Source organism: Limnohabitans sp., assembly GCF_031539175.1.
Lineage (GTDB): Bacteria > Pseudomonadota > Gammaproteobacteria > Burkholderiales > Burkholderiaceae_C > Limnohabitans.
The window spans coordinates 75635-91406 of record NZ_JAVKLQ010000018.1 but is presented as its reverse complement, the minus strand read 5'-3'; the positions used below and the strand labels follow the sequence as shown (position 1 = coordinate 91406).

Here is a 15772-nt window from a genome sequence, read left to right as displayed (position 1 = left end):
CAAGCTGTTCAAGGGATGGGGACTTCGCCGCGCGTGCGCAATGCGTTGTCACGCCCAAAGACGAATCGCGAAATCACGCCTAACTGATCGGCTTTTTGACGCATGTCGTCGGTGAATTCACCAAATGGCCCTGCACTGGTGACGATGGCTTGTGCGCGACGATCGAGGTCGGTTTGGCCCGAGCTTTGAATGATCTCGGTGTGCAGCACACGCCCGTCTGGCGTGATGGTGATCACCATGGTCAGCTCGCCGTAGAGCTTTTGGCCATCACGCTCAGGGAAGTAGCGTGTGCCGCGGTCCTCAATTTTGCGTTTCAGCGTCTCGTAATAAAGCGCGTAGGCCACTTCGCGGGTGGCTGGGCTCACGTAATGTTTGGTGGGGCGCGCATTTTCTTGTTCAATGCGCTGTTCAATTTCAGCCAGCAGTTTGAGCATCTGACGGCGCCGCTGCTCAATTTCTTCGCGTTCGGCTTGGCTCTTGTTGGGCTGCGGCGGTGGCAACTGGGCCAGCATGGCTTTGACTTGAGCCAGCAACAACGCTTGCTCTTTTTTCAGCCCTGCCACTTGGCGCTGCACATTGGCCACACTGTCCCCGCTGGTGGTGACGTTGGACATGGCAAGGGGGGAGGCAGCACGGCCCGTTTTCAGTTCACCACCGCCCGCCAGCTGAGTTTGGGCCAAGGCTTGGGCTTTTTCGGGGGCCTCGGATTTGGCGTGCGTGTTGACCAAAATCACTTCGAGCGTGGTGTCGTCAAACAGGCGTTGAAAGCGCTCGGGGTCTGCGATGCGCAGCGTCAAAATGCCGATGTGTACAGCCAGTGACAGCGTCAGGGCCACCTGCAAGGTGGTCCAACGCGACAAGTACGGGGGCAACAGCACCAAGGATTTCACGAGACGGTGGCCTCCTTGATCGGGTCCTCGTTGACATCGACAGCAATGGCAATCGGTCCTGCAGCGCTGTCGTCGTCTTCTTCAGGGGCTTCGCTGGCATCGGTGCCCACGGGGTCGTGCGCGTCCAGCACGCTCAGCAGATGGCCGGTGATGTCGAGCGTGATGTCATCGATGTCGCTCAATCGCACTTGCAGACGCGCGCCACGTGGCACATCACCCGCACTCATAACCGGGAACACCAAGGGCAGTGTGTCGGCACGCGCCATGGGGGGGTGACCGGGGAAGGTTTTGAAGACCGTGGCGGTGAGCTCGGTGATGTTGTTTTGCTTCAAATACTGCAAGGTCCAGAAGCGTTCCATGCCACTTTGGTAGCCGTTGTAAGCGCTGTAGGCTCCGTCAAACGCGGAGATGATCGAGAACAGCTCCGCATCTTTGGGTTTGAACGGCGCGGCCAAGGCGGCAGTGCTGCCGTGTTTGGCACAGGCAATGATTTGCCATTGGTTGACCAAGTCGGTGTAGCGACGCAAGGGCGAGGTGCTCCATGCATAGCTGGGTACGCCAATGCCCGCGTGTGGCAAGGCTTTGGTGCCCATGCGCACTTTGACACCCGGCAACAAGCTGGCTTGGCTGCGGTAAATGCCGGGCACGCCCAGATCAGCCATCCAGCTGCCCCACGTGCTGTTGGCCAAAATCATGGCCTCGGCCACCATCAGATCGAGCGGCGCACCGCGTTGACGGGTGGTGATTTGCACCTGCTCAAAACCTTGCGGCTCGGTCCCTTCATTGCCGACTAGGCGGAAGTTGTAGTCGGGGCGGTTGAAGGTTTCGGGCTTGCCGCGCACCACTTCGCGTTGCGCTTTGAGGTGTTGGGCCAAGCGGAACAAGAAGGCCAGTTGTTCGCGTGGCATGGCGGGCTCTTGCACGCCAGCGTCGTGGCTGAAGCTGCTGTCTTTGAGCCAAGCCTCGGTGACGATGGCATCGAGCTGGTCGTGGCGCAAGTTGGCGGCGATGGCGACGCGCTCAACGCGTGTTTCGGTTGTTTGCTGCGTCAGTGTGGCTTCGTCAAAGGTAACGTACAGCGACACAGCAGGGCAATCGCGCCCTTCTTGGAGTGTGTAGGTTTGCACCACATCGTCGGGCAACATGGTGATTTTGTAGCCGGGCATGTACACGGTGGACAAGCGGTTGCGGCCCAGTTGATCGATCGGGCTGCCAGGCTTCAAGGCCAGCGCAGGGGCGGCAATGTGAATGCCCAGCGTGACCGTGCCTGTGCCCAAGCCTTGTACCGACAAGGCATCGTCGATCTCGGTGGTTTGCGAGTCGTCGATGGAGTAGGCCTGCGTGGTGGACAGCGGCAACTCGTCGGCAATGGAAGGCGCTTGCAAGGCAGGAAAGCCCGTGCCTTTGGGAAAGTTGTCGAACAAGAAGCGTTGCCAGTGGAACTGGTACGCCGACGTGATGGCGCCTGCGCGTTGCAGCAAGGCCAAGGGCGCGGTTTGGGTGGCGCGTGCCGCGTCAACCACGGCCTTGTATTCGGGCGCGTTTTTGTCGGGCTTGAACAAAATTTTGTAGAGCTGCGTTTGAATGGGCGCAGGGCAGGTGCCTTGTGCCAATTCAGCAGCCCAGGCTTCAATTTGTGCCTGAAGTTGTTTCTTTTTCTCAATCCCTGCCAGCGCTTGCTGAATCACTTCAGCTGAGGCCTTTTTGAAACGGCCTTTGCCCGCACGCCGAAAATAATGGGGAGCCTCGAACAAGCGCAGCAGAGCGGCGGTCTGCTCGGTCAACGTGGCTTGCGCGCTGAAATATTCGCGGGCCAAGTCGGCAAAGCCAAACTCGTCTTCGGGTGCGAACTCCCAAGCCAAGTCGAGCTCAATGGTGGCGCTCAAGGCTTGGGCCTCGCGCATCAAGTCAGCGGGGGTGGGCTTGTCAAACTTGATCAATACATGGGCGGCTTTGACCTTGACCCGTTTGCCGGATTCCAGCTCGATTTGGGCCGAGCTTTCAGCTTCGGAGAGGATGCGGCCCGTCTGGAATTTACCAGCGTCTTCAAACAATGCGTACATGGGTGCAATTGTCCCATGATCGCCTTGGCGGTTCTTTGGTGGCCCTGGCTGGTTACGCCAACCCTAAAAACGCCAGCACACGGGCAAGGTGTGCATCAAAGTCGCTTAGCGCATGGTCGCCACCGTCGATTAGCACTTGCTGGGCGAGCGGGTAGCGCGCGGACATTTCGCGCCAATCGAGCACCTCGTCACCTTTGGCGATCAAGGCCAGCAGCTGCGCGGGGCTCGGCTTGAAGGTCGGGCTTTCCAGAGCTCGCAGCTCGTCGACAAACTCTGGCGCGAAGTAAAACCGCTCCTCCGGGTTGTGCCATGCGGTTTGCTCGCCGATGTATTTGGCCAAGTCGCGGGCGGGGAACACGGCGGGGTTGATCAATACCGCCTTGCATCCGCGTTGTGCGGCCATCCACGTGGCGTAATACCCGCCCAAGGATGAGCCCATCACCGCCATGGTCTGCGCGGGCCAGTCCGCTGTGCCTTGTGCGATCAACGCTGCTGCCGCTTGTGGCGAGGCAGGCAGCTGCGGGCACCACCACGTCACGGTCGGAAAGCGCTCGGCCATGAGTGTCGCCATGTGGCGCGCTTTGGTGGATTGAGGCGAGGAGCGAAACCCGTGCAAATAAAGCACGTGTGTGACGGCAGCTGAAGGTGCTGTTGCTGAAAGGGAGGGGGCATGTGGCATGGCCGAAATCGTAGCAGTCGCTGGGTAGAAGAGATAATCACCCATATGTCCACCGTGATCCATAAACCCAGTCCGTTTCAGCGTTTGATGCCATTGCTCCGAGGCTTTGACGGACCTTTGGCGTTTGGCGTCTTTTTGCTCGCTTGTGCGGGACTGTTGACCATGTATTCGTCAGGCTTTGCCAATGGGGCGCGGTTTTTTGACCATGGTCGCAATATGTTGATTGCGGGTTTCATCATGTTTGTGGTGGCCCAAATCCCGCCCCAACGCCTGATGGCGTTTGCCGTGCCGCTCTACACCGTGGGCGTCGCTTTGTTGGTGGCGGTGGCACTGTTTGGCTTGACCAAAAAGGGCGCACGTCGTTGGCTGAACATCGGTGTGGTAATTCAACCCAGCGAAATCATGAAAATCGCCATGCCGTTGATGCTGGCTTGGTGGTTCCAAAAGCGCGAGGGCCAATTGCGACCGCTGGACTTCTTGGTCGCGGGCTTGCTGCTGCTGGTGCCTGTGGGCTTGATCGTGCGTCAGCCTGATCTGGGTACCGCTATTTTGGTGCTCGCGGCTGGCGTGGCGGTGATTTTCTTTGCCGGTTTGAGTTGGTTTTTGATCGTGCCACCCATTGTGTTGGGCTTGATCGGCATTGCCTTGGTGGTCATTTTTGAGCCTACCTTGTGCGCCGATGGTTTCCGTTGGCCCATCTTGCACGACTACCAGCAGCAGCGTATTTGTACTTTGCTGGATCCCTCGCGAGACCCTTTAGGCAAAGGATTTCACATCATCCAAGGCATGATCGCGATTGGCTCGGGGGGCTTTTGGGGCAAGGGTTTCATGCAAGGCACGCAAACCCATCTCGACTTCATCCCAGAACGCACCACCGACTTTGTGTTCGCGGCGTTTGGCGAAGAGTTTGGCCTGTTCGGTAATTTGTTGCTCATTGCTGGGTTTATCTTTTTGGTCTTCAGGGGATTGGCCATTGCCGTTGAGGGGCCAACTTTGTTTGCGCGCTTGTTGGCAGGCAGCATTACCCTGAGTTTTTTCATTTATGCCTTTGTCAACATGGGTATGGTCAGCGGCATCTTGCCTGTGGTGGGCGTGCCTTTGCCGTTCATCAGCTATGGCGGCACTGCCATGGTGACGCTGGGCCTAGGTCTTGGCATCTTGATGTCTGTGGCTAAAGCCAAGCAGTTGGTGCAGTCTTGACGCTTGACTTCTACAATCCCTTCCATGATTTCACGTGAACCCACCCTCGAACGCTTGAGCGTTGCCCGTCAACTGTTGTTAGAGCCTTTTGGTTTGGACGAGACGCACTTGGCGCGCACCTTGGCCGAAATCAAAACACACCAAGTGGATGAGGCTGATCTGTACTTCCAGTACACCCGTTCAGAAGGTTGGAGTTTGGAAGAGGGCATCGTGAAAACGGGCTCATTCAGCATTGACCAAGGTGTGGGCGTTCGCGCGGTGAGCGGCGAAAAAACCGCCTTCGCTTATTCAGACGACATCTCTGAAGCCTCCTTGCTCGACGCGGCCCGCACGGTGCGCACCATTGGTGCCGCCGCGAAAGGCGGACGCGTCAAAGTGCCTTCGCGCAAAGTGGCCCCTAGCCGTTCTTTGTACCGTGACCTCGATCCGATTGCGTCGCTCGACAGCACCGAGAAAGTTGCTTTGCTCGGTCGCGTGGAGCACATGGCACGCGCCAAAGATCCGCGCATCATTCAAGTGATGGCCGGTTTGGCCAGCGAGTACGACGTCGTGATGGTGGTGCGCGCTGACGGCACGCTGGCCGCCGACGTGCGACCTTTGGTACGCCTCAGCGTGACCGTGATTGCTGAGCAAAATGGCCGTCGCGAAACCGGTTCAGGTGGCGGCGGTGGTCGTTTTGGTTTGACACATTTTGACGATGCGCTGGTGCAAAGCTACGTGGACGAGGCTGTCAAATGCGCACTCACCAACTTGGAAGCACGCCCCGCACCTGCTGGTGAAATGAGCGTGGTGTTGGGCCCCGGTTGGCCCGGCATCTTGTTGCACGAAGCGATTGGCCACGGTTTGGAAGGTGACTTCAACCGCAAAGGCTCCAGCGCGTTCAGCGGGCGCATTGGCCAACGCGTGGCTGCCAAAGGCGTGACCGTGCTTGACGACGGCACTTTGCCAGACCGCCGTGGTTCGCTCAACGTGGACGACGAGGGCAATGCCAGCCAGCGCAATGTGCTGATTGAAGATGGCATCTTGAAGGGCTACATCCAAGACGCCATGAATGCACGCTTGATGGGGGTGAAACCCACGGGCAACGGCCGTCGCGAAAGCTACGCCCATGTGCCGATGCCACGCATGACCAACACCTACATGCTGGGTGGCGACAAATCACCGGAAGAAATCGTGTCGAGCTTGAAGAAGGGCTTGTACGCGGTGAACTTTGGCGGCGGTCAAGTCGACATCACGTCGGGTAAGTTTGTATTCTCGACCAGCCAAGCGTTTTGGGTGGAGAACGGCAAGATTCAATACCCCGTCAAAGGTGCCACCTTGGTGGGCAATGGCCCCGATGCCTTGACGCGTGTCAGCCTGATTGGCAACGACATGGCGCTTGATACGGGCGTGGGTACCTGCGGCAAAGAAGGTCAAAGCGTGCCCGTGGGAGTGGGGCAACCTACCTTGCGCATTGATGGCTTGACGGTCGGCGGCACGGCATAACGCCGTGCTCGGCGTCACCCCTGCTTGCGTGTAAACCCCAGTGATTTGTCAGCAAACTGCCAGATTGCCTGTGCTACATTCCAATCCATGAGTTCAGCCCGTTTTTATTTTGCTTACTTTTTTATCTCACGCCCCCACGGCGGTCGAGAGATCTGAACGTACGCAAAACGCTCTGAACTCCCAAACCAACCGCCGGACCCCCGGCGGTTTTTTTTTGCCAAATTCTTAAATCACCTTTTTAAAACTTCAGGACGAGACCATGAAAACGAACACCAGTTATCCAAGCCACGTTGAAAACACCAGTCAAACCGACGATCAACGTATCAAGGACATCACCGTGCTACCTCCTCCCGAACATTTGATTCGCTTCTTCCCGATCCAAGACACACCGGTCGAGAAGCTCATCACGCATACCCGCAAGACCATCCATCACATCATGAACGGCAAAGACGACCGCTTGTTGGTGGTGATTGGCCCCTGTTCCATTCACGACCCCGCTGCTGCGATTGACTACGCACGTCGCTTGCAACCGCTGCGCGAAAAGTACGCCGACACGCTTGAAATCGTGATGCGTGTGTACTTCGAAAAGCCACGCACCACCGTGGGCTGGAAGGGTTTGATCAACGACCCGTACTTGGACGAGAGCTTTCGCATCGACGAAGGCCTGCGTATCGCACGCCAGTTGCTGATTGAGATCAACCGCCTCGGCCTGCCCGCTGGCAGCGAGTTTTTGGATGCCATCAGCCCGCAGTACATCGGCGATTTGATTTCGTGGGGCGCGATTGGCGCGCGTACGACCGAGAGCCAAGTGCACCGCGAGTTGGCCTCGGGCATTTCAGCGCCTATTGGTTTCAAGAACGGGACCGACGGCAACATCAAGATTGCGACCGATGCGATTCAAGCCGCTGCTGGCGCGCACCACTTCTTGTCGATTCACAAAAACGGCCAAGTGGCGATTGTGCAAACCAAGGGCAACAAGGACTGCCACGTCATCTTGCGCGGCGGCAAAGCGCCTAACTATGACGCAGCCAGCGTGACAGCTGCGTGCGAAGAATTGGCCAAAGCCAAGTTGCCTGCTTCGTTGATGGTGGATTGCAGCCACGCCAACAGCAGCAAGCAGCACGAGCGTCAGCTGGTGGTTGCCAAAGACATTGCCGAGCAAATCAGTAGTGGCTCACACCAAGTGTTTGGCGTGATGATTGAGAGCCACATTCATGGTGGTTCCCAGAAGTTCACGCCTGGCAAAGATGATGTGTCGAAGCTGGAATACGGCAAGAGCATCACCGACGCCTGCTTGGATTGGAACGATTCGGTGGCTTCGCTCGACGTGTTGTCTGAAGCTGTGGCCGCACGTCGCAAGCGTTCTTAATACGACGCACGTGTTGTGGATCACGCCAAGGCTGCCAGCAGCTTGGCGTGAATCCCGCCAAAGCCCCCATTGCTCATGCACAGCACATGGTCGCCCGCCTGCGCCGCTGCCACGACCTGTGCAATGACTTCATCTACAGACCCAGCCACCGAGGCTCTCGCCCCCATGGGCGACAAAGCTTCGACGGCATCCCAGTCCAAGCCGCCTGAGTGACAAAACGCAAGGTCTGCGTCTTCCAAACTCCATGGCAGCTGCGACTTCATCGTGCCCAACTTCATGGTGTTGCTGCGTGGCTCAAACACCGCCAAGATGCGGGCCTTGGGGCCGACTTTGCGACGCAGGCCATCGACCGTGGTGCGGATGGCGGTGGGGTGATGGGCAAAGTCGTCGTACACCGTGATGTCGCCGCCCGCGCGTGGCACGGTGCCCCGCACCTCCATGCGACGGCGCACATTTTGAAATTCGGTCAAAGACGCGGCGGCTTGCGCAGGTGACACGCCCAAGTGCTCGGCCGCGGCGATGGCCGCCAAGGCGTTGAGTTGGTTGTGCACACCCGTGATGTCCCATTGCACACGGCCCACTTCTTGGCCTTGGTGCAACACAGCAAAGTTGTCGGGCTCGCCTTGCACAGACCAGCCAGTCGGCCCATGAAGCATGCCTCTGGCGTTGGCGCTCACGCCAAACTTGGCGATGCCGCTCCAGCAGCCTTGGTCTAGCACGCGCTGCAGACTGTCTTCATCCGCGTTCACCACCACACGGCCACTGCCGGGCACGGTGCGCACCAAGTGGTGGAACTGGCGCTCAATGGCGGCGAGGTTGTCAAAAATGTCGGCGTGGTCGAACTCAAGGTTGTTCAGAATCGCCGTGCGGGGGTGGTAGTGCACAAACTTGCTGCGCTTGTCAAAAAAGGCCGTGTCGTATTCGTCGGCTTCAATCACGAAGGGTGTGCGTTTGTGTGCGGCCACGTCTGCTTCGGAGCTCAAACGCCCCAAACGTGCAGAGACACCAAAATTCATGGGCACGCCGCCGACCAAAAAACCGGGCTCTAACCCTGCGGCTTGCAAGATCCAAGCGAGCATGGAGGTGGTGGTGGTTTTCCCGTGTGTGCCTGCCACGGCTAAAACATGGCGATGCTGGCTGGGGTGGTGCAGCACGTGCTCAGCCAGCCACTGTGGGCCGCTGGTGTAGGTGGCGCCGCTTTCCAAAATAGCTTCCATCAGCGGAAATTTTGGGCTTCCATTAGCCAAGCGAGCACGTGAAACGACGTTGCCAATCACGTACACATCAGGGTTGAGGCGCATTTGGTTGGCGTCAAAGCCCTCGATCAACTCAATGCCGAGACTACGGAGTTGATCGCTCATGGGCGGGTAAACGCCCGCATCGCAACCGGTGACTTTGTGGCCCGCTTCGCGCGCCAACGCAGCCAGTCCACCCATGAACGTGCCGCAAATTCCCAAAATATGTATGTGCATGCCCTGATTTTAGGTGGGTGTTCCGACAGACCTTGAGGTGGCTTCGTGTGGCTTGGCGCGACAATTGGAATCTATGAATACGGTTCAAGAAGAAATTGCAGCCACCGCAGCACGCATGGTGGTGGAAGAAGGCTTGGAGTACGGCGCCGCCAAGCGTCGCGCTGTGAAACAGCTGGGCTTGAATAGCCGTGCCCAATTGCCGAACAATGACCAAGTGGAAGAAGCGGTGCGCGAGTACATCGACTTGTTTTGTGCGGACACCCAAGCGGCTGAGTTGCTGGCGCTGCGTCAGCTGGCCGCCCTGTGGATGGGGCGCTTGGCCGAGTTTCGTCCCTATCTGAGTGGATCGGTATGGCGTGGCACAGCAACCGCGTTGTCAGATATTTATCTGCAGTTGTTCTGTGATGACCCCAAATCAGCCGAAATTAAGCTCATCGACCACCAAGTGCGCTACGAGGTGAGTACGGTGCAGGGGTTTCAAGGTGAGGCGGTGGATGCACTGAGTATGGTGTGTGCTTGTCCTGGCTTGACACAAAAAGCAGTGGTCCATTTGATGATTTATGACCATGACGATTTGCGCGGTGCTTTAAAGCCCGATGCCCAAGGTCGAACCCAACGTGGAAATTTGGCTGCATTAGAGCGATTGATGAAGGAAGAAGCATGACGATATCAGCATCACGTCGCAACTGGCTGTATGCCGGTGTGGCGGCCGTGGCCGGTTTGGCTGGCGCAGGACTGGCGTGGCGGCGCCATGCGTTGACGGACATGCCGAGCGAGGCCTTGTCTATGCTGTGGGCCTCAGAGTTCGAATCGCCAACGGGAGAGGTTGTGCGGTTGGCCGATTTCCAAGGCAAGCCTTTGGTGTTGAACTTTTGGGCCACTTGGTGTGCCCCTTGTGTGGAAGAGATGCCGTTAATCGATGCCTTCTACCGCCAAAATTCAGCCAACGGATGGCAAGTCTTAGGTTTGGCGATTGACCAACCCAGCCGTGTGAGGCAGTTTTTGAGCCAGCATGCGGTTTCTTACCCTGTTGGTTTGGCGGGTTTGAACGGTACCGAGCTTGGCAAAGTGCTCGGAAATAGCCAAGGCGGGCTCCCATTCACGGTGGTTTTGAATGCGCAAGGTCAGTTGAAACAGCGTAAATTGGGAAAATTGTCAGAAGATGAAGTAAAGAACTGGGCTTTGTGAGCTGAGATTTTGAGAATCGGTTCACGATTTGGTGTAAATTAGACGCTTATTTACAACAAATAAGGTGTAGTTATGGATTTGCGAAAACTCAAGACGTTGATTGACCTGGTCTCCGATTCCAATGTGTCTGAACTCGAAATTACAGAGGCTGAAGGCAAGGTCCGCATCGTCAAGAGTGCACCAGCGCCTGTCGCGATGGTCACGCAAATGATGGCAGCGCCTGCTGCGGCCGCACCTGCTCCCGCTCCTGTTGCTGCAGTACCTGCGCCAGTCGCGGCTGCGGTGGAAGCTGTGCCCGCAGGTCACACCGTCAAATCACCCATGGTGGGCACGTTCTACCGTTCGTCTAGCCCGGGTGCCAAGTCGTTTGTGGAAATTGGCAGCCAAGTCAAAGAAGGCGACACCATCTGCATCATCGAAGCGATGAAGATCTTGAACGAGATCGAAGCTGACAAGGCAGGCACGATCACCCAAATCTTGGCCGAGAACGGCCAGGCAGTTGAATACGGCGCGCCCTTGTTCATCATTGAATAAGGGGTTGACGCCATGTTCAAGAAAATTCTGATCGCCAACCGTGGCGAGATCGCTCTTCGCATTCAGCGCGCATGTCGCGAACTGGGTGTCAAAGCGGTGATGGTGTATTCCGAGGCCGATCGTGACGCGAAATACGTCAAATTGGCCGACGAAGCTGTGTGTATTGGACCTGCAGCGTCCGCTCAGAGCTACCTCAACATGCCCGCCATCATTGCCGCGGCTGAGGTGACCGATGCCGAGGCGATTCACCCTGGCTATGGTTTTTTGAGTGAAAATGCAGACTTCGCCGAACGCGTCGAGAAAAGCGGTTTTCAATTCATCGGTCCTACCGCTGAGTCGATCCGCATCATGGGTGACAAGGTGTCGGCCAAGCAAGCCATGATCCGTGCGGGCGTGCCTTGCGTGCCAGGCTCGGAGGGTGAGTTGCCTGACGATCCAGCGCAAATCCGTCGCATTGCCAAAAGCGTGGGCTATCCCGTGATCATCAAAGCTGCTGGCGGCGGCGGCGGTCGTGGCATGCGCGTCGTGCACACCGAGGCTGCTTTGATCAACGCGGTGGCGATGACCAAAGCCGAAGCGGGCACGGCATTTGGTAACCCCGCGGTGTACATGGAGAAGTTCCTCCAGAACCCACGCCACATCGAAATTCAAATCTTGGCGGACAAGTTCAAGAACGCGGTCTATTTGGGTGAGCGTGATTGTTCGATGCAACGTCGTCACCAAAAAGTGATCGAGGAAGCGCCTGCACCCGGTATTCCCCGCAAGTTGATTGAGAAGATCGGCGAGCGTTGCGCGGCTGCTTGTAAAAAAATTGGCTACCGTGGCGCGGGCACCTTTGAGTTCTTGTTTGAAAACGGCGAGTTCTATTTCATTGAGATGAACACCCGCGTTCAAGTGGAACATCCGGTGACCGAGTACATCACGGGCGTGGACATCGTGAAAACACAAATCATGGTGGCCGCAGGTTTGAAGTTGCCGTTCACGCAACGCGACATCCATGTGCGTGGTCATTCGATCGAGTGCCGTATCAACGCGGAAGATCCGTTCAAGTTCATCCCATCACCTGGCCGCATCACCATGTGGCATGCGCCTGGCGGTCCTGGTGTGCGTGTGGATTCACACATCTACACCAACTACTTTGTGCCACCAAACTACGACTCGATGATCGGCAAGATCATCGTGCATGGCGACACCCGTGACGAAGCCTTGGCACGCATGCGTACCGCCTTGGCCGAGACCTTGGTCGAGGGCATCAACACCAATATTCCGTTGCACCGCGAGTTGATGGTGGATGCCAAATTCATGGCGGGCGGTACCAACATTCATTACTTGGAAGAGTGGCTTGCTGCTCACAAGCGCTGATGTTTGAACTGCGACTGATGTGCCCTGAAGAGGGCGTGGAAGCCATCAGCGACGCGCTGGATGCCTTGGATGCCTTGAGTGTGTCGGTCGAAGATGCCGACGCGCAAACCGATGCTGAACAAGCCCTGTTCGGTGAGCCCGGCATGCCACCGCCCAAAGGGGGTTGGAAGCGTTCGCGCATCGTGGCGTTGTTTGCTGAACAAACTGCGGCACAAGACGCTGCGCGTCTGTTGGCGTTGCAAGACTTCTTTGCTGGCTCTGAAGTGTTAGGGATCCAAGCTGTGGCGGATCAAGATTGGGTGCGTTTGACGCAGTCGCAATTTGCCCCTGTGGAGATCACGCCAGAGTTTTGGATTGTTCCCACGTGGCATGAACCGCCTGCACAAGCCAAAAAAGTCATCCGCCTTGACCCTGGTTTGGCGTTTGGCACTGGCACGCATCCGACCACACGCATGTGTTTGCGTTGGATTGCCACCCACGATGTAGCCCATCAACGCGTGCTTGACTACGGTTGTGGTTCCGGCATCTTGGCGATTGGCGCAGCGTTGCATGGTGCGACGTCGGTGGATGCGGTGGACATCGACGCTGCTGCCGTGACCGCCACCACGTTGAACGCTGACGCAAACAACGTGCGACTGAACGCAGGTTTACCTGACCAGGCGTCTGGTTCGTATCAGACCGTGTTGGCCAACATCTTGGCGACGCCACTCAAAGTATTGGCGCCGCTGCTGTGCAAACACGTGGCCGCTGGCGGTCACTTGGTGTTGGCTGGCATTTTGGAGCGTCAAGCACAGGAACTGAAAGACGCCTACGCGCCTTACTGCACTCTGCAAGTCAGTGACCAAGAAGATGGTTGGATTTTGATGACCGCGCAGCTCTGATGGAGATCACCTACTGCCCCACCTGTGCCACCTCGTTCAAGGTGACACCTGACCAGCTCAGGCTGGCCAATGGGTGGGTGCGGTGTGGCCGTTGCACCTGCGTGTTTGAGGCTTTGGCGAATTTGATGCCACCCGCTGTGCTGAGTGACACGGCGTCACTCGCGGCGATGCTGGCCGAGTTTGACCTATCTCCAACCCCTTCATCATCGGCCGCATTGACATTTGACTCGTCTGTGGTGCCTACCGCTCGTGCTCACCGTGGTGTTTGGGTGTTTGTCAGTGTGATGTTGTTGTCGCTACTGATGGCGCAAGCTGCGTGGATGGGGCGTCACATGGTGTTTGCCCAAGTTCCTGAGTTGCGTCCAGCTTTGTTGGCTTTGTGTGAATCACTCGCCTGTGAAGTGACGTGGCCACAGGAACTGGACGCTGTTTTGATTGAAAACAGCAGCTTCAGTGAGGCGCCCTCTGGAGGATACATGGTGCAGCTGCGGCTGAAGAACACAGAGCGCTACCCCGTCGCAACACCTGCGTTGGAGCTCAGTTTGTTGGACTTGCAAGACCAAGTGGTGCTGCGTCGTGTTTTCACGCCAGAAGAGCTGGGCTTGGATGATCACTTGCTGCCGCTGCGAGAAGCTCGCGCCGTTGTTAATTTTGATTTAGAAGCCGCTGCCAGCCAGCGCATCACAGGCTTTCGGGCCTTGGTTTTCTACCCTTGAGAAAGTTTTTATGGCTTCGCTGATTTGTGGCTCATTGGCCTTTGATTCCATCATGACCTTTGAAGGTCGATTTGCTGAGCAAATTTTGCCGGATCAACTGCACATTTTGAATGTGTCATTTTTGGTTCCCGCCTTGCGCCGTGATTTTGGCGGTTGCGCCGGCAACATTGCGTACAGTTTGAAAATGTTGGGAGGCCAGCCTTTGCCCATGGCAACCTTGGGTTCTGACGGTGCCGATTACTTGAAGCGTTTGAACGATTTGGGGATTTCGACCGAGTTTGTGCGTCAAGTGGAAGACATCTACACCGCACAAGCCATGATCATGACCGATCGCGACAACAACCAAATCACGGCGTTTCACCCAGGTGCCATGATGCAAGCGCACAGCTTGCGCATTGAAAAGCGTGCGGACATCAAGCTAGGGATCATTTCCCCAGATGGCCGAGATGCCATGCTGCAACATGCCGAGCAGTTCAATGCTGCTGGCATCCCGTTTGTGTTTGATCCAGGCCAAGGCTTGCCGATGTTTGATGGCGATGAGCTGGCGCGTTTCGTAGATCAGGCAACATGGGTCACTGTGAATGACTACGAAGGCAAGATGCTCAGCGAGCGCACAGGGTTGAGTCATGCCGATATTTCTCGCCGTGTTGACGGTTTGGTCGTCACCCTAGGCGCACATGGCTGCGAGGTTTGGGTGGGTGGCGAGAAGACCGTCGTGCCACCTGTCAAAGCCCGCGACGTGGTGGACCCGACCGGTTGCGGCGATGCATGGCGCGGTGCTCTGCTGTTTGGCTTGGAACAAGGCTGGTCGTTGGCGCAGTGTGCCGCATTGGGCAACCAAGTCGGTGCTTTGAAAATTGCACAACGTGGCCCGCAAAATTACAGTGTGGCTGAGCTGATTTCGGCTTAATCAACGCAGCTACTGCGCCAGCGCGGCCCATTTGGCCGTCTCGCAGGCGGTGGCCGCGATGCGCAGTTGTTTGCGCTTCGACGTTTGTCCGCGTACCAGCGTGACATGTCGCTTGGCAATGTCCAACGTATCTGCAAGCCAAGCCATGAGTGCTAAGTTGGCTTTGCCATCGACCGGGGGCGCATGCAGACGCACGCGCAAAGCACCATCATGTATGCCGTCGGCTTGTGTCCGCGACGCATTGGGGATGACATGAATATCTACGATCACATTCCCCGCTTTTTCAAGTCGCAGGTAAGCAACGTCAGGAATAGGGGTTATCAAAGGCTTCATAAGAAAAAGCCCGAGACCTTGCGGTTTCGGGCTTGAGCTGACGGTAAACCGTCGCCACAGATCTGAAGGATCAGGGCTTGCTTGCTGTTGGAAATGGCCAAGCAGCTTGCGGGTTCAGCGTGGTCTGCGCAGCGGCTGCTTTCGCAGCTTTCTTGGGGGCAGGTTTTTTAGCAGCTTTCTTCGCAGCAGGTTTTTTGGCAGCAGGCTTTTTAGCGACAGCAGCTTTGGCTACTTTTTTCGCAGCAGGCTTAGCGGCTGGCTTGGCAGCAGCTTTTTTAGCGGCTGGCTTTTTAGCAGCAACAGCTTTTTTGGCGACTGGTTTAGCAGCAGCTTTTTTAGCGACTGGCTTTTTCGCAGCAACAGCTTTTTTTGCTACTGGCTTAGCGGCAGCAACTTTCTTAGCGGCTGGCTTTTTAGCAGCGACAGCTTTTTTGGCTGCTGGCTTAGCGGCAGCAACTTTCTTAGCGGCTGGCTTTTTAGCAGCGACAGCTTTTTTAGCTGCTGGCTTAGCGGCAGCAACTTTCTTAGCAGCTGGTTTTTTAGCAGCGACAGCTTTTTTAGCCGCTGGTTTAGCGACGGCTACTTTTTTAGCTGCGGGCTTTTTGGCCGCGACAGCTTTCTTTGCGGGGGCCTTTTTAGCGGCCGATTTTTTTGCAGTTGCCATTTATGTTCTCCTAGATCGGATTTAGA

At 56.8% G+C, this 15772-nt stretch carries 16 protein-coding genes; 10 read left to right on the top strand and 6 right to left on the bottom strand.

Annotated features, from left to right (window positions below; translation table 11 throughout):
• Positions 1-8: 8 nt before the first annotated feature.
• The 3 genes from RMS95_RS03420 to RMS95_RS03410 are packed head-to-tail and all read right to left on the bottom strand — an operon-like array spanning position 9 to position 3632.
• Complete coding sequence (locus tag RMS95_RS03420) at positions 9-890, bottom strand: energy transducer TonB (RefSeq protein WP_405023354.1); 882 nt, start codon at positions 888-890, stop codon at positions 9-11.
• Positions 887-2953 carry an RNB domain-containing ribonuclease gene (locus tag RMS95_RS03415; RefSeq protein WP_310643608.1) on the bottom strand — a complete coding sequence of 689 codons (2067 nt, stop codon included), beginning with the start codon at positions 2951-2953 and terminating at the stop codon, positions 887-889. The genes RMS95_RS03420 and RMS95_RS03415 overlap by 4 nt, the downstream gene beginning before the upstream one ends.
• Positions 2954-3005: 52 nt before the next feature.
• Complete coding sequence (locus tag RMS95_RS03410; protein WP_310643606.1) at positions 3006-3632, bottom strand: YqiA/YcfP family alpha/beta fold hydrolase; 627 nt, start codon at positions 3630-3632, stop codon at positions 3006-3008.
• A gap of 45 nt (positions 3633-3677) precedes the next feature.
• Here RMS95_RS03410 and rodA point away from each other — a divergent pair, with 45 nt between their 5' ends.
• The 3 genes from rodA to RMS95_RS03395 all read left to right on the top strand — a co-directional run bounded on the left by rodA (position 3678) and on the right by RMS95_RS03395 (position 7686).
• Positions 3678-4832 (top strand): rod shape-determining protein RodA, encoded by a 1155-nt coding sequence (rodA, locus tag RMS95_RS03405; protein ID WP_310643604.1) that lies wholly within the window; start codon positions 3678-3680, stop codon positions 4830-4832.
• 24 nt (positions 4833-4856) lie between these two features.
• Positions 4857-6317, top strand: coding sequence for a metalloprotease TldD (tldD, locus tag RMS95_RS03400; protein WP_310643602.1), 1461 nt, complete (start codon positions 4857-4859; stop codon positions 6315-6317).
• A gap of 259 nt (positions 6318-6576) precedes the next feature.
• Positions 6577-7686 carry a 3-deoxy-7-phosphoheptulonate synthase gene (locus tag RMS95_RS03395; RefSeq protein ID WP_310643600.1) on the top strand — a complete coding sequence of 370 codons (1110 nt, stop codon included), beginning with the start codon at positions 6577-6579 and terminating at the stop codon, positions 7684-7686.
• A gap of 20 nt (positions 7687-7706) precedes the next feature.
• On the opposite strand, the gene mpl is transcribed toward RMS95_RS03395, so the two are convergent.
• Positions 7707-9158, bottom strand: coding sequence for a UDP-N-acetylmuramate:L-alanyl-gamma-D-glutamyl-meso-diaminopimelate ligase (gene mpl / locus RMS95_RS03390; RefSeq protein WP_310643598.1), 1452 nt, complete (start codon positions 9156-9158; stop codon positions 7707-7709).
• A gap of 73 nt (positions 9159-9231) precedes the next feature.
• On the opposite strand from mpl, the gene RMS95_RS03385 reads away from it, so the two are divergent.
• From RMS95_RS03385 to RMS95_RS03355, 7 genes are all read left to right on the top strand, one after another.
• Entirely contained in the window at positions 9232-9822 is a 591-nt protein-coding gene (locus RMS95_RS03385) for a hypothetical protein (protein WP_310643596.1), read from the top strand.
• The gene (locus RMS95_RS03380) at positions 9819-10346 is read left to right on the top strand and encodes a TlpA disulfide reductase family protein (RefSeq protein ID WP_310643594.1); all 528 of its coding nucleotides are present in this window, start codon (positions 9819-9821) and stop codon (positions 10344-10346) included. The genes RMS95_RS03385 and RMS95_RS03380 overlap by 4 nt, the downstream gene beginning before the upstream one ends.
• Positions 10347-10418: 72 nt before the next feature.
• Positions 10419-10880, top strand: a complete 462-nt coding sequence (accB, locus tag RMS95_RS03375; protein ID WP_310643593.1) for an acetyl-CoA carboxylase biotin carboxyl carrier protein — start codon at positions 10419-10421, stop codon at positions 10878-10880.
• Positions 10881-10892: 12 nt separating this feature from the next.
• Positions 10893-12242, top strand: coding sequence for an acetyl-CoA carboxylase biotin carboxylase subunit (gene accC / locus RMS95_RS03370; protein ID WP_310643591.1), 1350 nt, complete (start codon positions 10893-10895; stop codon positions 12240-12242).
• Positions 12242-13123 (top strand): 50S ribosomal protein L11 methyltransferase, encoded by an 882-nt coding sequence (gene prmA, locus RMS95_RS03365; protein ID WP_310643589.1) that lies wholly within the window; start codon positions 12242-12244, stop codon positions 13121-13123. The genes accC and prmA overlap by 1 nt, the downstream gene beginning before the upstream one ends.
• Positions 13123-13839, top strand: a complete 717-nt coding sequence (locus RMS95_RS03360) for a zinc-ribbon and DUF3426 domain-containing protein (protein ID WP_310643587.1) — start codon at positions 13123-13125, stop codon at positions 13837-13839. The genes prmA and RMS95_RS03360 overlap by 1 nt, the downstream gene beginning before the upstream one ends.
• Positions 13840-13849: 10 nt before the next feature.
• Complete coding sequence (locus tag RMS95_RS03355; RefSeq protein WP_310643586.1) at positions 13850-14749, top strand: carbohydrate kinase family protein; 900 nt, start codon at positions 13850-13852, stop codon at positions 14747-14749.
• 9 nt (positions 14750-14758) lie between these two features.
• Here RMS95_RS03355 and RMS95_RS03350 read toward each other — a convergent pair whose 3' ends face one another.
• A complete protein-coding gene (locus tag RMS95_RS03350) occupies positions 14759-15082 on the bottom strand; it encodes a DUF167 domain-containing protein (protein WP_310643584.1) in 324 nt (107 codons plus the stop codon).
• 70 nt (positions 15083-15152) lie between these two features.
• Positions 15153-15746: a histone H1-like DNA-binding protein gene (locus RMS95_RS03345; protein WP_310643582.1), complete on the bottom strand. Its 594-nt coding sequence runs from the start codon at positions 15744-15746 to the stop codon at positions 15153-15155.
• Between the last annotated feature and the right edge of the window lie 26 nt (positions 15747-15772).

Coding starts and splice junctions, on each gene's coding strand:
- prmA (WP_310643589.1), top strand. CDS start 12,242: ATGTTTGAACTGCGACTGATGTGCCCTGAAGAGGGCGTGGAAGCCATC.
- RMS95_RS03350 (WP_310643584.1), bottom strand. CDS start 15,082: ATGAAGCCTTTGATAACCCCTATTCCTGACGTTGCTTACCTGCGACTT.
- mpl (WP_310643598.1), bottom strand. CDS start 9,158: ATGCACATACATATTTTGGGAATTTGCGGCACGTTCATGGGTGGACTG.
- accC (WP_310643591.1), top strand. CDS start 10,893: ATGTTCAAGAAAATTCTGATCGCCAACCGTGGCGAGATCGCTCTTCGC.
- RMS95_RS03380 (WP_310643594.1), top strand. CDS start 9,819: ATGACGATATCAGCATCACGTCGCAACTGGCTGTATGCCGGTGTGGCG.
- RMS95_RS03345 (WP_310643582.1), bottom strand. CDS start 15,746: ATGGCAACTGCAAAAAAATCGGCCGCTAAAAAGGCCCCCGCAAAGAAA.
- RMS95_RS03410 (WP_310643606.1), bottom strand. CDS start 3,632: ATGCCACATGCCCCCTCCCTTTCAGCAACAGCACCTTCAGCTGCCGTC.
- accB (WP_310643593.1), top strand. CDS start 10,419: ATGGATTTGCGAAAACTCAAGACGTTGATTGACCTGGTCTCCGATTCC.
- RMS95_RS03415 (WP_310643608.1), bottom strand. CDS start 2,953: ATGTACGCATTGTTTGAAGACGCTGGTAAATTCCAGACGGGCCGCATC.
- RMS95_RS03355 (WP_310643586.1), top strand. CDS start 13,850: ATGGCTTCGCTGATTTGTGGCTCATTGGCCTTTGATTCCATCATGACC.
- tldD (WP_310643602.1), top strand. CDS start 4,857: ATGATTTCACGTGAACCCACCCTCGAACGCTTGAGCGTTGCCCGTCAA.
- RMS95_RS03385 (WP_310643596.1), top strand. CDS start 9,232: ATGAATACGGTTCAAGAAGAAATTGCAGCCACCGCAGCACGCATGGTG.
- RMS95_RS03360 (WP_310643587.1), top strand. CDS start 13,123: ATGGAGATCACCTACTGCCCCACCTGTGCCACCTCGTTCAAGGTGACA.
- rodA (WP_310643604.1), top strand. CDS start 3,678: ATGTCCACCGTGATCCATAAACCCAGTCCGTTTCAGCGTTTGATGCCA.
- RMS95_RS03395 (WP_310643600.1), top strand. CDS start 6,577: ATGAAAACGAACACCAGTTATCCAAGCCACGTTGAAAACACCAGTCAA.